The 16,474-nt window shown below is 36.3% G+C and carries 12 protein-coding genes; 4 read left to right on the top strand and 8 right to left on the bottom strand.

Annotated elements, in window-relative coordinates:
- Nucleotides 1-66: 66 nt before the first annotated feature.
- The 5 genes from IGJ50_RS09950 to IGJ50_RS09930 all read right to left on the bottom strand — a co-directional run bounded on the left by IGJ50_RS09950 (nucleotide 67) and on the right by IGJ50_RS09930 (nucleotide 8,514).
- A complete protein-coding gene (locus IGJ50_RS09950) occupies nucleotides 67-792 on the bottom strand; it encodes an epoxyqueuosine reductase QueH (protein WP_429950197.1) in 726 nt (241 codons plus the stop codon).
- Nucleotides 793-830: 38 nt separating this feature from the next.
- On the bottom strand, nucleotides 831-1,748 hold the full coding sequence (locus IGJ50_RS09945; RefSeq protein ID WP_429950195.1) for an L-lactate dehydrogenase: 918 nt from the start codon (nucleotides 1,746-1,748) through the stop codon (nucleotides 831-833).
- 185 nt (nucleotides 1,749-1,933) lie between these two features.
- Nucleotides 1,934-3,232, bottom strand: coding sequence for a hemolysin family protein (locus IGJ50_RS09940; RefSeq protein ID WP_069638949.1), 1,299 nt, complete (start codon nucleotides 3,230-3,232; stop codon nucleotides 1,934-1,936).
- Between the two features lie 127 nt (nucleotides 3,233-3,359).
- Nucleotides 3,360-5,306, bottom strand: coding sequence for a KUP/HAK/KT family potassium transporter (locus IGJ50_RS09935; RefSeq protein WP_167351660.1), 1,947 nt, complete (start codon nucleotides 5,304-5,306; stop codon nucleotides 3,360-3,362).
- Nucleotides 5,307-5,877: 571 nt separating this feature from the next.
- Nucleotides 5,878-8,514 carry a calcium-translocating P-type ATPase, PMCA-type gene (locus IGJ50_RS09930; RefSeq protein ID WP_207120235.1) on the bottom strand — a complete coding sequence of 879 codons (2,637 nt, stop codon included), beginning with the start codon at nucleotides 8,512-8,514 and terminating at the stop codon, nucleotides 5,878-5,880.
- A 695-nt stretch (nucleotides 8,515-9,209) separates the two neighbouring features.
- Here IGJ50_RS09930 and IGJ50_RS09925 point away from each other — a divergent pair.
- Complete coding sequence (locus IGJ50_RS09925) at nucleotides 9,210-9,464, top strand: helix-turn-helix transcriptional regulator (RefSeq protein WP_010762625.1); 255 nt, start codon at nucleotides 9,210-9,212, stop codon at nucleotides 9,462-9,464.
- Between the two features lie 19 nt (nucleotides 9,465-9,483).
- Complete coding sequence (locus tag IGJ50_RS09920) at nucleotides 9,484-9,816, top strand: hypothetical protein (RefSeq protein WP_429950192.1); 333 nt, start codon at nucleotides 9,484-9,486, stop codon at nucleotides 9,814-9,816.
- A 64-nt stretch (nucleotides 9,817-9,880) separates the two neighbouring features.
- Here the strand turns inward: IGJ50_RS09920 and IGJ50_RS09915 are convergent, their stop codons facing one another.
- Both IGJ50_RS09915 and lanM read right to left on the bottom strand, forming a co-directional pair.
- Nucleotides 9,881-10,051 carry a hypothetical protein gene (locus IGJ50_RS09915; protein WP_429950190.1) on the bottom strand — a complete coding sequence of 57 codons (171 nt, stop codon included), beginning with the start codon at nucleotides 10,049-10,051 and terminating at the stop codon, nucleotides 9,881-9,883.
- Between the two features lie 81 nt (nucleotides 10,052-10,132).
- Nucleotides 10,133-13,033 (bottom strand): type 2 lanthipeptide synthetase LanM, encoded by a 2,901-nt coding sequence (lanM, locus tag IGJ50_RS09910; protein WP_069638945.1) that lies wholly within the window; start codon nucleotides 13,031-13,033, stop codon nucleotides 10,133-10,135.
- Nucleotides 13,034-13,424: 391 nt separating this feature from the next.
- Between lanM and spx the strand changes: the two genes are divergently transcribed.
- On the top strand, nucleotides 13,425-13,823 hold the full coding sequence (gene spx, locus IGJ50_RS09905; protein ID WP_069638944.1) for a transcriptional regulator Spx: 399 nt from the start codon (nucleotides 13,425-13,427) through the stop codon (nucleotides 13,821-13,823).
- Nucleotides 13,824-13,965: 142 nt separating this feature from the next.
- Here the strand turns inward: spx and queA are convergent, their stop codons facing one another.
- The gene (queA, locus tag IGJ50_RS09900; protein ID WP_069638943.1) at nucleotides 13,966-14,997 is read right to left on the bottom strand and encodes a tRNA preQ1(34) S-adenosylmethionine ribosyltransferase-isomerase QueA; all 1,032 of its coding nucleotides are present in this window, start codon (nucleotides 14,995-14,997) and stop codon (nucleotides 13,966-13,968) included.
- Between the two features lie 162 nt (nucleotides 14,998-15,159).
- Between queA and IGJ50_RS09895 the strand changes: the two genes are divergently transcribed.
- Complete coding sequence (locus IGJ50_RS09895; protein ID WP_429950188.1) at nucleotides 15,160-16,050, top strand: VOC family protein; 891 nt, start codon at nucleotides 15,160-15,162, stop codon at nucleotides 16,048-16,050.
- Nucleotides 16,051-16,474: the final 424 nt, after the last annotated feature.

Raw genomic sequence — 16,474 nt, 5'->3', positions numbered from 1 at the left:
AATAAAAGAAACAGAGCTATGACTCTATGAGTCATAGCTCTGTTTCTTCTAATTCAACTATTTAAACTATTTTTCTTGTTGCGCCAAAAAGTCTTTTGCTTCTTTATTAACAGCTTTCAAATCCAGGCCTTGCCTCGTTGCAGCAAACATGCAACCACAATAACATTGACGATAAACATCATACTCTTTACATAATTCAATCGAACGTTTATAGCCATTGTTTTTCTTGAAATCACTAGGTAAATAATTAGTGGCATAAAATTTTTGAATATCGATTCCGATTTCGTTGATCAATTGACTATTTTTCTTTGGTGATAACGTCAGTGCACTACCAAAATAATCATAGCCTAATTCTTGTGCTTTCTCCGCTACAATATCTAAACGCATTTGAAAACAGGCTGAACAACGTTTTCCACCCTCAGGCTCTTCAGTCAGTTCTTTTTCCTGCACCATTTGGATAAATTTATTTGGCTCATAAGGAGCAGCTAAAAATTTGACTTTACTGCCAGTTTGTTTATTAAAGTCCTTTACAAAAGTTTGTTGAACAATTTCTCGACGTTGATATTCTGCTCTTGGATGAATATTGGAATTCGCAAAGAAAATCGTAACAGCTGCATATTGCGTCAGGTATTCAAGAGAGTATGTGCTACAAGGAGCACAACAGCTGTGAAGTAATATTGTCGGTCGTAGAGCAGACTTTTCCCATTCTAAGATAACTTTTTGTAAAACGCGATCATAATTTATTTTTTGATTGGGAGACATTTTCTCCGTTATTTCTGTTAAATTTATCAATGAATAGCCTCCATACTTAATAAGCCTTCTCTTTTATTTTACTGTTTAAATGGCAGTTTATCCAGTCCATTTTTAATAATTTGAATAGAGTGTGTTAATAAACCAGATTCTTTTTCTGATAGCGAACAGTCAACAAACGATTCTACACCATTTTTCCCGATCACAACAGGCTGCCCATAATAGGCATCTAGTTTATGACTATAGGCTGAAACAGGCACGATTGATTTTGAATCGTTCAAAATCATCCGAATCAGACGAGCAGCACAAGTTGCGATACCATAGCTTGTATAACCTTTGCCAAAAAAGGCCTTCCACCCTCCTGCTCTAACATCTTCATCCAAGCTTTCTAAATCAAGTTCAGTATTCCAAGACAAAAGTGGTTGATCTCCAACCGTTACGGTCGACCAAGCAACAAATTGGGAATCCCCATGTTCGCCATAAACATATCCGCCAATATTGCGTCCATCAATTGCTAAATTTCGACTTACTGCTTGTTTCATGCGAGCTGTATCCAACATTGTCCCTGTCCCAAAAACTTTAGATGTTTCAAATCCTGTCAGTTTTTGCATATACGCCGCAATCACATCACATGGATTAGTAATCGTTAAAATAATGCCAGTAAAACCAGAGTGCTTGATTTTAGGTGCCGTTTCTTCCACGATTTTACTAGTGATCTCAAGTTCCTTAAACCGATCACCATCCTCACCAAGTGCACTGATTTGTCCCGCACAGAAAACGATAATTCCTGCATCTTTTAACGCTTGATAGTCTTGAATGAGGATTTTTGTTTTACCTGTTAAAAAAACTTGTGCATCTTCCAAATCATATTGCTCAGAAACCGCCAACTGTTCATTTTTATCGATCAAAACTAGTTCGTCAACCAAACTTTCCATTACTAAGGTATAAGCAAGAGTTGCCCCAACATGTCCTAAACCAATGATTCCTACCTTACGCATTCAAACACTTCCTTTTACAATTAATCCTAGCTGAATCGAAACCTTTGGTCAACCTTCTTTTCAAGAATTTGTTTAACTAGTTTGTTCTAGCATTCTCACTAAAAATAGTTCTTTTCACCTTGCTTTCAATAACATAAAAAAGTAAGCAAAATCTAGAAGTAGTTCTGCTTACTTTTTTATTCGCTTTATTTTACGGCTCTTGTTACTTTAAAATAATCAATATGAGCATGTTCATAATCTAGTACTTCAAAAGTAAAATCATCAATCACAATTTGATCGCCAACTATAATTTGATTGTTTTTTTTCTCTACGATAAAGCCAGCTAATGTAGACATGTCAGACGCTTCGAACGTTGGGAGCTTCACTTTAAAGTAACGCTCAAAATCATCAAGTGTGATTTTTCCAGAAACAATATAGCTATTATCAGATTTTTTAGCGACCAAGGCATTTTCTAAATCCGTTTCATCTCTGATATCGCCAACTAGTTCTTCTAAAATGTCCTCGATCGTTACCATCCCTGTCGTTCCACCATATTCATCTTTTAAAATGGCGATATGCTTTCCTTCTTTGCGCATCATCGTTAAAAGACTCTTAATTGGCGTTGTCGCCAAAGCAACAATCGGTTCTTCAACTAATTCACTGACTTTTCTTTGATTATCGGTAAACGACTCCTTGATCAGGGCTGGTAACGTTACATAACCAAGAACATTATCTTTGGATTCTTCGATCACTGGATAGCGCGTATGCCCACGTTCTAGTGAATGTTGGATTGCTTGTTCGACCGTTTCATCTGCTTCAAACACTTCCATCGATGTTCGGTCGACTTGGATTTCTTTCGCTAAAGTATCATCAAATTCAAAAACATTTTCCATATAATGATATTCTTCTTTGGTTAGTTCACCTTTTTTATAGGAATCAACTGCTACATATAACAATTCTTCCTGAGTCAATGTTTCTTCACCTTCTGAGACCAAACGGATCCCTAACAGTTTCCCCAATCTAGCTGCCGAATGATTCAATAACCAGATAAAGGGATACATCACTTTATAAAAATAATGCAATGGTTTAACAATTCCTAAGACGACTTTCTCTGTTTGTGCAATACTGTAGCTTTTTGGTAATAATTCACCTACAACGACATCGACATACGTCACGATAGCAAACCCTAAAATAACTGATATTGTTCGGCTAAGGGCTGTACTGATCGGCAAGTTTCCAATAAGTGGATGCAACAATGCCGCGACTGATCCTTCACCGACCCACCCAATAATCAACCCTGTCAATGTGATCCCTAATTGACTAGCCGATAAATAAGCATCCAAGTGATGTGTTACATGAATTGCTAGTTCGGCGTTCTTGACGTTCTCTTTTTTTAATTGCTCCAACCTGGACATTCTTATTTTGACCAAAGCAAATTCACTTGCTACAAAAAATGCTGTGATCGCAATCATTAAAAATAGTATGAAAAAATTTATTGCAAGCATATTTACACCTCGTTTTTCTTCTTCTCTCTTATTATACTTGTCCTCTTTAATTAGCGCGAATAGGAGCTATTGAGGAGAAACAAAAAACTCTAAGACCTTCGGCGGCAGTCTTAGAGATTTTAATTTTTTATAATAACACTTTTCTTTCCCTTAATCGCGTTTTCCGTGCATCTCCAATAATCAACGGAACGGATTCGTATTTTACTTCACTATATTCTAGACCAAACCAGTTTTCTGGAGAAGTTGTTCTTTTTTTGATGGCTAATTTCAGTTGCATGATTTGACGATCCCACTTCTTCAATTCTGTTACTTTTGATAATTCTTCTCGAATAATAATAAATTGAAAATCACCAACTTCACGACCTGGTGTCAATGAATATTTTTGTGGTTGTTTTGGCAAGCGACCTTCCTTCATTAAATCATAAACAATTTGACGGATATAGACATTCACTTCTTGCGCTACATGGAAACCAAGATATAGTTGGACTTGAACAATAAAATCTGTGTCCATCATATCAACAGAATACTCTTTCGTAAAAGGTTCATCTGTTACTTCAACATTAACAAACCAATATACATTCGCTCGTTTCGGCTGTTTATCTAAGATTGAATAAATGATCTGGCGTCCAATTTCGTCACCAATCGTATCTGGAGTCATAAACACAACATTGGTTTGCGATTTTGGAACGGACGTGTCTTCTTTTAGCATCCGCAATTGTTCGACATACTGCTTCAGTGGAACGGTATCAGAGGTTTTCTCTTTGATGATATTGCCCCATTCCCAAATCGTCATCACAGCTAAAATCAATAAAGCGATCCCTACAGCAACATACCCCCCGTGGAAGAATTTCGCAATACTTGAGACAAAAAAGATCGACTCGATGCTACCAAAGAACAATGTAACAAGATAAGCAACCCAACGTGGCGCTCCTTTTTGAAGTAAATAAAACATTAATAAAATCGTGGTCATCAACATCGTTACAGTGATGGACAGACCATAAGCAGCCTCCATGTGGGTAGAGGTTCTAAAGGTGATAACGATCAGTGAACAAACGATCCACAACATCATATTGACTGCTGGAATATACATTTGACCGATATTGGCACCAGGATAAATAATTTTCAATCTTGGCAATAATTTTAATTTGATTGCCTCAGACACTAATGTAAATGAACCGGAAATCAACGCCTGCGAAGCAATTACAGCGGCAACTGTCGCAAACACAACGCCGATAAGCATGATGCTATTTGGCATCATTTGGAAAAATGGATTTAAATTTTCAATCGCTAAAATAGATGGATCATTTTTGGCACTTAAGATCCAAGCAGCTTGACCTAAATAATTAAGGATCAAACAAACTTTGATATATGGCCAACTAGCTCGAATATTATGTTTTCCAACGTGACCTAAATCAGAATACAGTGCTTCGGCCCCAGTTGTCGCTAGAAAAACATTGCCCAAAACGAAGATCCCTAATTTGTTTTCAGGACTAAGCAACAGTTGAATCGCATAATAAGGATTCAATGCACGAAGCACCGTCCAGTCTTGTCCAAAATTGATTAGTCCCATCACACCTAAGAATGTAAACCAAGCAAGCATGATCGGTCCAAACGCTTTACCAACTGCATCTGTCCCAAAACGTTGGACAGAAAATAAGATAAGAATAATCACTAAAGTAATCATCACGATAATGTTTTGATCACTACCAAAGCGATCAAAGAACACTGGTATTCCCCGCAGACCTTCGATTGCTGTGGTCACTGTTACAGCAGGCGTTAAGACCCCATCTGCAAGCAGTGCGGCTCCTCCGATCATAGCTGGAATGATCAGATATTTTCCTTTTTTACGTACTAGTGTATATAAAGAAAATATTCCTCCTTCACCATGATTATCCGCATTCAACGCAATTACAACATATTTGATTGTTGTTAAAATCGTTAATGTCCAAAAAATCAATGATACCGCACCAATAATGAAATTTTCGGAAACATTTTGAAGACCGCCATTGTCTCCTACGATCGCTTTCATTACATAAAGCGGACTTGTTCCGATATCTCCATAAACGACACCCATTGCTACTAACAGACCAGCAGCGGTCAATTTCTGATGATGCGAAACTTTAGACTTCTCTACCACAAGATTCTCCTCCAATTTAAACGCTTTGCAGGCTTGCCTGCAAAGCTAGATAATGCGAAAGTTCAATAGGATACCACACTTTTTTATAAAAAAATGAGATGCTACTGTCACTTTTGAATATAACAAGAGACCTAAGTGAAACGACACTTGGCCCTTACACTTAGGTCTCGCAATTTCATTCTTAGACCAGTGTTTTCACACTTGCTGTTGATCTAAAAACATAGATAGACTATGCTGCTACTCCCCTAAGATTTTTATTTGGATGTCCAAACAAAAATATCGGTTACGATTTATGATTTAATTGAAAAATAGTAGAAAAAAATCAAAATAACTGATTTCGATAACAACTATAATACTCCTTTACTATTTTAGCAAGTCTTTTATGTAAATAAATTCAATAGTATTTTCAAAGACTTCTTTCAATTGAGTTAACTTAACTAAAAAGAACACTTGAAATGCTGATTTTCATTAAGAAAATCAACCTTCAAGTGTTCCTTCAATAATTAATTTATTCTTCGTCGTCTTCAGTTGAGTAGTGGAATTTAATCATTTCATTCACAAAAATCGGAATGATCGATAAGCCCATTACTAACAACCAATGGTTGATCCCAATTGGAACTAACCCAAACAAATCCTGTGTAAATGGTAACAATGCGATAACCGTTGTGATAATCACTGCTAACACGGCCATTTCGAAAAGTGATTTGTTTGTTGATAACTTGACTCTAAAAATCGATTCTGTACTTCTTACATTAAAAACATGTAGGATCGATGAATAAGCTAAAATCAAGAAGGCAACTGTTTGTCCGATTTCATGACTTGCTTCAAAGAAGTAGGAAACAGAATCAACATTTGCTCCTAAATAAAAACCAAACAGTGTGATAACTGTAAAGACAAAGGCATTGATTCCGATTTTTTGCCACAAACCACGTGCAAAAATCCCTTCATTTCTAGGAATCGGTGCTTCATCCATGATCCCTTTTTCAGCAGGTTCTTTCCCTAAAGCAAAGCCTGGAAGACCATCTGCTACGACATTTACAAATAATAATTGAACAGCTGTGAATGGTGCTCCCCAGCCAAGTAACATCGCAATCAGTACAATAAAAATCTCCGAAATATTACAACTTAATAAAAAGTTTACCGCCTTACGAATATTACGATAAACTGCTCGCCCTTGAGCAACAGCATCTACAATCGTAGCAAAATTATCATCTGTCAAAATCATATCTGCTGCGCCTTGAGCTACATCTGTTCCTGTGATTCCCATAGCACAACCGACATCACTCGCTTTTAAGGCTGGTGCATCATTGACACCATCACCTGTCATTGCAACAACAGCACCTGTCCGCTGCCAACTTTTTACGATGCGAATCTTATCTTCTGGCGTTACTCTAGCATAAACAGAAAGTGATTTCACGCGAGAGTCTAATTCTTCATCGGACATTTTTTGCAGTTCTGAACCAGTAAGTGCTTCACTTTTATCCGTTAAAATGCCTAATTCTTTTGCAATTGCTCCAGCCGTCACCACATGATCTCCTGTGATCATCACTGTTTTGATCCCAGCTTTTTTGGCTCTGGCAATAGCACCTTTACTCTCTGGTCTTGGCGGATCGATCATACCAATCAATCCTAATAGACGTAGATTCTTCTCTAAAGCCTCTGAAGTGATTTCCGTGGGTTCCTCATCATAGATTGCATAACCAACTGCTATCACGCGTAATGCACGTTTTCCAAAACGGTCATTGACCACAGCCGCCTGTTCAACATCTCCAAAACGAAAGCGAGTCAATAAGACATCGAAGGCTCCTTTTGTTACAGAAATGTATTTTTTCCCCATCTTATGAACTGTCGTCATCATCTTACGTTCTGAGTCAAAAGGAATTTCACCGATTCTTGGATATTTTTCTTCCAATTCAGCCTTTGTATGATAGTTTTCCTCAACAGCACGGACAATCGCTGCCTCAGTAGGATTTCCCTGAATGACTAAATCGTCTCCATCTTTATCTACGATCACATCAGTACACAAAGAGGCCATTTTCAAGACTTCCATTGCTTCATCGGTCATTGCATCTTCTGTATCGGTCACTTCATCGCCGCGTGACCAAACGCGTCTTACACGCATTTTATTTTGCGTCAGCGTACCCGTCTTATCAGAACAGATCACATTTGCTGTACCTAATGTTTCAACCGCTGGCAAACGACGAATAATGGCATGTTTTTTCGCCATTTTCTGCACACCATATGCAAGTGTTAATGTTACGATCACCATCAGTGTTTCAGGCACTGCTGCAACTGCTAAGGACACAGCTGTCATAAACATTTCCAATACAGGTTCCCCTTGTAGTTCACCTATGATAAATACCAATGCCGCAGCTCCTAAAGCAATAAAACTGATACGCTTCCCTAATTGATTTAAACGTTTTTGCAAAGGTGTTTGTTGGGTCACATCGTCGTTCAATAAGCCTGCGATTTTTCCCATCTCTGTTTGCATTCCTGTAGACGTAACGATTGCTCGCCCACGACCATTTGCCACAGTACAGCCTTTAAAGACCATATTTATTTGATCACCGATCGGTGCATCTTGTTTCCCTATGTATTCCGAATCTTTCTCAATAGGTTCACTTTCTCCAGTAAGTGCTGATTCTTCTACTCTAAGTTGTGATGCCTGGATCAAACGAGCATCTGCTGTAATCATGGAGCCTGATTCTAATACAAGTATGTCACCCACGACTACATCCTCTGCATCGATCGTTTCTACTTTGCCGTCACGTAAAACAGAGCTACTTTGTTTGTTCATATCCTGCAGTGCGGCCAACGATTTTTCAGCATTGCCCTCTTGAACGATTGCTAATACTGCATTGATGATCACAATGGCGATAATCAAGATTCCTTCAAAATAATCCCCATGGTCTGTTGCAATGGCTGTGTAAAATGAGATAGCTGCCGCAACCAATAAAATGATTGTTGTAAAATCAGATAAACTATGAAGAAATTTCTTTACTATCGACTCTTTCTTGGCTTCATGGAACTTATTGGCACCATGCTCAGCAAGCCGTCTCTTGACTTCTTGTTCCGTTAATCCTTGCTCTTTATTCGTATTCACTTCTTTGATAATTGTTTCGATAGGTTGTTTGTATGCTTCCATCCTATCCCCCCATTCTTATTTTTTCCTTCTATTAATATAGTATCTATACTCACTATACCATGTTTTTTTTTCAAACTTCAATAAATATGGCTAAATTTTCATTTTTTTAGCTTACTTTTTTTAAAAGTAGATCATTCGTCCAATAAAATTTTATTCTGTAATCAAAAGTCGTTTTATTTGAAAACGCTTACTAATTATGCTATTCTGTTTATAGAAGGAAGGAGGTACCATCAGTTGTATTGAAGAATTTCTCGAAGCATGACAAAATTAAACACAAAATTGTTAACAGAACACCATTCACCTTTCAACAAAAATATATGTAAAGTATAAAAATCATAAAGACATCTTTACAAATAGTGAATATGTGCAAAAATTTGTAGAAACAAGCCAAATACAATAAAAAAACACATATAAAGATAGTTTGATTAAAAAAATTTAAAAAAAGAAATGTAGAAAATGTAATGAAAACAACATTTGGTTTATGAACAAGAAATTCGACTAATTACTTTACATGTATAACGAAAAGTAAAACATTTATGATTCAATACGCTGATTCCTTCCAGAAACAAAAGCCAAGCTAATCGAGAAGCTTGGCTTTTTTCTTTGCAAGATATTTGTAAGTGAAAGTAAGATATGGTATATTGACTATGCGCTTTTTATTTACTACATAAATTAGACCATTGGAGGGATTTGCATTGCCAAAAAAGAAGAACTCATCTTTTGAGAGTTCCATTCACGTCTACAGAGCCATGAAACGCATGACCCAACAGGAACTTGCTGACAAGGTGGGAGTATCTAGACAAACAATTATTCAGTTAGAAAGAAATAGGTACAATCCTTCCCTTTTACTGGCTCACGACATAGCAGACGTTTTCGAAGTGCCTATTGAACAGATCTTCACGTTCAAGAAATTAACAGAAGACGAGCAAACGAACGAAGAAACCGACTAACGGAAGGAAAGGATAAATTATGACTGAATCACTTAAATCTTTTTTTGATGACTTGCCTGTAAATCATTGGTCTAGCTTATTAATATTTGCTCTATCAATCCTATTTATTGTCTATTCTATTTACTTTTTCTTTAGTAAAGAGGGCAAGGATGAACGTGGAAAGAAAATTCTATCCACAGCAAGTTTCATTGCATTTATACTTACCATGGTTCTTTTGATTATTTTAAACAACTTCTTTTATGATCTTGCTGTATATAATACAGTTGCATACTCTTGGATTTTAAATTTTATTGTATTATTAATCTCTGGAACAGAAGCAATATCCATCTTTATTTTAAAGAAAACTATTTAATTAAAAGCCAAAAGGAAACTATTCTTAAATGATAGTTTCCTTTTGTTTTACAAAATACTTATTTCTATGGTATACAGATAATGCGTGAGAACCCGCCTAATGTATTCGCAACAATCGTTTCTGAACGATCAGTATCCTCGGCATTTTTACTTCTTTCAAATGAAGCTCCTACAACTTCATCTACTTTCTTCAAATCTTTTGCTGCTTCCATTTTTTCAATTGATAATTTTCTCATGATATAATTTCTCCCCCTTGCGTTAATAACTAAATTATAAAGCGTTCTCGCCGATAAGTAAAGTTCTTTTTTCAGTTTGTGTCACTTAATAAATAACAAGGAGAGAACATTTACTGGATCGTAAGCTCTCAATAGTTGATATCCCACCCCTGCTATACCACAAAAAAGGCTCACAGGAACGTTCGCAGGATCAGACTTTAGTGTGGTAACATCTCCTAATAATAACTGAATATCATCCAAACGATTGTCTGCACTTCCATAGTTTCCATGACACAAGCAATCATCTAACCGCTCTTTATTTTCTACACTTCTGGACATTTTATCTGGAAAATCTAGGCCCAACTCTTGGCAAACCTCATTAATTCCTACGCTCCCTCGACACCAAGAATCATTTTGGATTTCGTCACTTTCAAGCATTGCTTCAAATCGTTCCTGATACCAGCCAAGTTTTTCTTCAACCCACGTTTCTTGAAGGATGTGATGTGCTTTAACTAGGCCATAACAAACACCTGCATATCCATGAGCAAAGCTGTTATCTGCCATTTCATGACAGCTTAATACTTGTGTGTAGTCCCAAAGCCGCTCATAGGCCTCTTCACTTTGAAACTCCTGATAAACTGCTGCTAAAATAGCTAGTAAGCTAGCTTTACCATACAGCCATTCATTTGATTGTTTTTCTGTTTGTATGTCCTCTGTTTTTAAAGCTTTTAAACTCTTTTCCAGATAGGTCCGATGTTTTGAATCATCAAGTAACTTTGTCACATAAAAAGCTACTGTTAAACGCATTCCTTCGTCAAAAAAAGCACTCTCATAGCTATTTTTATCCACCGATGTTTGAAAAATCTCTTTTTCCAATAATTCGATTACTTTTTGGTAGCTACTCTTTGGAGCAAAATGATTCAGGTAGATGAAAAATAGATAGATTCCTGCGCTTCCTTCGTAAAGATTCGTACTAGGGTATACAATCCCTATCTCTTTATCAGATTCAGGCAAAACCGACATCCAGTCAATTTCACCATTTGTTTGATCTAATACCAGTTGGTCAATGATCGTATCCCCAATATCTGCGGCTTTTTGTAGGAATGGCTGTTTGATTGAGTGATTTCTCTTGGATATTGTTATTGGTTGTTCCTGATATTCTAAAGTCCCTAAGCTTTCCTTTAGTAATAGATAGGAAAAATTACTTGTTTTCTCTGTTATCTGTTCCATGTGTTCAATAGTATCTTGTAGCGGTGTCTTTCTTAATAATTTAGGCAACTCTTGATTGTTAGTATAGACATTCGTTAAAGAGGTATTGGCCGTAAATAAAGGAACATCATGATCCAACATCGCTTGAACTTCAAAAGGAATCAAGGCTTCCGGAATGATTTTACTCGCCCATAAATTCTCAATAATCTTTTCTCGTTCAATATAGTTTGACATACTCTCAGTATGCAATGTAAAATTCAATAAATCTCCATAATTTTGTGTATCTCTGTAAATCAATCGAATCGTCTGATTTGCAAATAACGCTTTGACTTTTGCAATAAAGGCTGCCTTATTTTTTAATAATAGGCGATTGGTTGCTTGAAACGCAGTTTGGATCACATCACGATAATGTTTATAATCAACTTCTTTTCCTGCTAAACAAGGAATATTTTGAGCCCCATCCATGTATCCTTCTTCTAGTTGAAATGCGATATCACTGGAACGAGTATTTCGCAGTCTTCTAACTTTTTCAGGTAATTTTTGCTTTGTCCCAGATAATGCATCCATTTCTAGTACACGTTTCCATTGTTTTTTTTGCGGCAATAATCCTGAAACGATCACAGAGTGTTTTTCTATTCTAGTTTGTCGTGATAATTTTTGTGTTTGTTTAAACATTTCAGGACGAATTAGTGTTTCTACATCGATCAAGACAGGATACGATCCGCTGGCAATCAAATTTTCCATATGTAAGTCAGTTGCGCCTAACCAATAGACAACAGCTAACAGTTGTCCGTACCTTTGATAAAAGTCCACCACATCCCTTTCATTTTGACATTCTTGATAAGCAATTTTTTCTTCAATCGTAAAGTTTGATGCGATAATTCGTTTGATTTTATAGAACGATAACGTTTTATCTAAGTCTTCTAGATACTTTAGTAGATCATTGAACCCTTCGCCTATTTTCAAATTTTTAAATTTGAAAATCAGCGACTGCTCCTGCACTTGAAACTGGATTACTGATTTCCCACGATCATGACTATCTCCTTGCCCTAGCTTTATTTGAGTAAGTATTAGCGGAGTCGAAATAGCAAAGGTTTCCGCCAATTGTTCTGTTGAATCATTTAGCGAAGCAAAGAATTCTTCAATCATTTCACAAGCAAAGGTCAATCTAACTGCAAGAATTCTAGCAAGAGTTGGATATTCACCATAAAAAAGATAGGTTCTTTGTTTATCACCAAGGAATTCTTCGATATATTTAGTAAATTCTTCCTCTTTTGTTGCCGCTTGTAATTGATATTCTTCAATCATTTGATGAATATCCCAAACCAATGTTTTTTGTGCAAGGAAAAAAAGTTCTTTTGACAATTGATCAATGAGTTCTTTGATTACTCTTTCTGATAACTGAATCAAAGAAAATTTATCTCTCAGATATCTAATATGTTCTTCATAATAATGTAGATGAAAACGTAATGCTGCGGATAAACTCATTTCTTTTATCGTAATCTCAGACTTAAATAGCTGTCTATGTAATTGAAACCAGTCACTTTTTTCGACAGTCGGAAGTAATGACTGTGCCCGCTTTTCAGTGAAAGGGAGCAATCCAACACTATACGTTTGTTCATCTAAGTGATAGCTTTTAAGCATTTTATCATAGTCAGCTAGTTTCATTAAACTTTTACGCGCTTGCCATTGCGCTAAGTATTCTTGTCCATCGTCTCCTAAATCCAACGCTTTCCAACTTTGGATTCTTTCGGACATTGTTGTAGCATAACTATATGTCAACTCCTCAATCATCATTACCTCTCCTTTATTTTCTCTGTTCTTCTTTATAATAATAAATAAATAGCCAAAATACTATGGTTATTTTGTGACTATCTGTCCGAACCTTCTAACACTACTCACTAAAAACAAATTCCCACGCCTACCGAAAGCGTTATCAAAAAATAGTGAAAAGCTTATCTAATTTACCAAAACTATACATAACATGTCTGCTTCCCTCTATTACGGTCAACCTTGAAAATTATTCAACAAAAATAACAAAAGATTGTGAATTTTTAGTTATTTCAGCCTTTTAATAGAAATAAACAGCTATTTTGTAAGCATTTGTTTTGTGAATTTTTTACTTTTCGTATATTATAGTTATTAAGAGGTATGTACCAATATTTTTGAAAGGATATGAAAAAATATGTTAAAATTATATACCACCAATAGTTGTACGTCATGTAGAAAAGCACGTAGATGGCTAATTGACCATGATATTCCATTTGAGGAAAAGAATTTTGGCACTACTCCTATTACATTAGACGAACTAAAAAATATATTGATCCTTACCGAAGAAGGCACGGAAGATATTATCTCCATCCGATCCAAGGTCTTCCAAAAACTAGATACAGATATTAATGAGCTTCCTTTACATGTATTACTAGAGTTGGTAAAAGATAATCCTGGACTATTACGTCGTCCAATCATGATCGATGAAAAAAGATTACAAATCGGCTTTAATGAAGATGAAATTCGCTGTTTCTTACCTAGAGCTGTTCGCAAAAGAGAATTATCACAAACTTTACTTTTAAGCGGCTTATGACTGTTACTACCTCGAAGTAAAAAATCAAAAAAACTCATTCTGTTTCTAACTAGAACATGTGGAATAAATACCTTTGCACGTTTGCAGCGTATTTATTTTTCACTGGTGTTCAGTTAAAAGAGAATGAGTTTTTTAGCTTAGATTATTTTACGAACATCGCATCGCCAAAGCTAAAGAAGCGATAACGTTCATCGATTGCATGCTGGTAAGCCGTAAGGGTCAGATCTTTGCCGGCAAAAGCACTAACGAGCATCACTAAGGTCGACTTCGGTAAATGAAAGTTAGTCGAAAAGGCTTGAACAATTTTAAATTCATAGCCGGGTGTGATAAAAATATCTGTCCAACCACTATCAGCTTTGATTTGTCCGTCAAATTTTGTTCCAATTGTTTCTAATGTTCGAATCGATGTTGTCCCAACCGCAACAATTCTACCGCCCATTTTACGAACTTCATTCAGTTGTTCTGCTGCTGCTTCAGTTAGACGGTAAAATTCACTATGCATTTCATGTTCTGCAATATTTTCCACACTTACAGGACGGAATGTGCCTAATCCCACGTGTAAGGTCAAATAAACGAGCTTCACGCCTTTTGATTGGATTTTAGCAAGTAATTCCTGCGTAAAGTGCAAACCCGCTGTAGGAGCTGCTGCAGAGCCATTTTCTTTAGCATACACCGTTTGATATCGTTCAGGATCTTCTAACCGTTCTTTGATATACGGAGGCAAGGGCATTTCTCCCAGTGACTCCAAGATTTCTAAGAAAATTCCTTCATAATTAAACGTGACGATCCGACCGCCATGTTCTAATTCTTCAACGACAGTTGCTGTTAAACGACCATCACCAAAACTGATTTTGGTCCCAACTTTTGCTCGTTTGGCTGGTTTGATCAATGTTTCCCACGTATCCCCTACAGTGTTAGTCAAAAGAAGGACTTCTAAATGACCACCCGTTTCTGGTTTTTCACCGTACAATCGAGCTGGAAGTACTCTTGTATCATTCATGACTAGTGCATCTCCAGCCTTTAATTCATCAATGATGTCATGAAAATGTTTATCTTCAATTTCTTTTGTCTCATGATTTAAGACTAAAAGACGTGAACTCGTTCGATCTTTTAAAGGGGTTTGCGCAATCAGTTCTTCAGGTAAATCAAAATCAAAATCTTCTGTACTTAACATAGTTGTCACTCTTTCTCCTTGATTTGTCTTGGTCATTCTACCATTTTTTATAGTATCTGGCTATGAAGAAAGCATTTCTCAAAAAGACAAATTACTTGAAACTGTCTATTTCAAACGTTACACTTACTAAAAGTAAGTTTTTAAAAAAAAGGAGGAACCGCTATGTTTGCACCTATCCATCACGTTTCACTATTAACTAGATTTGCTGAGAGAAATCATTTTTTTTACACAACTATTCTTGGTTTACGTTTTGTAAAAAAAACAGTCAACCAAGAGAATCATAAAATGCTTCACTATTATTATGGTGATTATGCTGGAACGCCTGGATCAGTTATTACGTTTTTTATAGTTCCTGCACTTGGACGACGTTATGATAACGATTCTTTTTTAAGCACGATTGGTTTAAAAATCCCTAAAGGCAGCCTAGATTTTTGGGCCCAACGTTTAGCTGATGCACAAATCAAATTCGTTAAAGAAGATAACCTACTCCATTTTACAGATGAGGATCACGTAGATTTACGCTTGATTGAAGTGGAACAAGGTCCATTAGAACAGAATTTGCAGGTTAAAAATGCTATTCCAGGAGATAAGCAAATTCTTGGTCTCTCTTCTACTGAATTTCATAGTGCTGAACTTGACAAAACAGCAGACTTTTTCTATCGATTGTTAGGATGGAAAAATAATCAAGGACGTATCCAGCTAAATGAAACAGATTTTATTCAGCTCTTACCAACAGAAACAACTGAGAAAACACGGATGGGACGAGGAAGTATGGATCATATTGCTTTTTCAGTCAATGATGAACAAGCGCTAGATAAACTTCATAACAAAGCGCAAAACCAAGGCTGGAATATTGAAAAATCAGTACACCGCGGCTATTTTAAAAGCCTCTACATCAAAGAACCTGGTGGTATGCGTGTTGAGTTTGCTACTCTAAGTCCTGGTTTTACGATCGATGAGCCCTTAAATTCATTGGGAGAACACCTTGCTTTGCCGCCTTTTTTAGAAGAAAAACGATTAGAAATCGAAACAACTATTTATAAAGAACAATAGAGCTTTTTTATACTCAAAAATACAAGCAGGTGTGTAAGATAATAATAGACTGGTTTAGCTAGAATAGACCATTCTTATTATTTCTTTCCTCCTGCTTGTATCCTTTAAAGTATCAAAAACTACATTTTGCTGCACAGAACATTACCACTTCAACGATTCTACCAGCACTTGTACGTCTTTGATCCTTTTCATTTCGTAAAGCCCACATTGTTAGCTCGTGACCGATTGTCGGCTTCAATCTGTGTCACAAGCCCACAACACAACGCTTTACTTTTTCTGGATAGAAACAAAATAAAAAAATGGTGCTGGTAAACTCTACCAACACCATTGCATGTTCAACAAATAGGCATCACATGATCCATCTCAAAATCCATAAAGAAAGTTCTAGATATTTCTTCGAAAATTGAGTAAAATGGAATATGTC

It is taken from the genome of Enterococcus sp. AZ101, from assembly GCF_050499005.1.
GTDB lineage: Bacteria > Bacillota > Bacilli > Lactobacillales > Enterococcaceae > Enterococcus_L > Enterococcus_L ureilyticus.
Note: the sequence above shows the minus strand (reverse complement) of the source record. Positions and strands in the feature narration are given on the sequence as shown.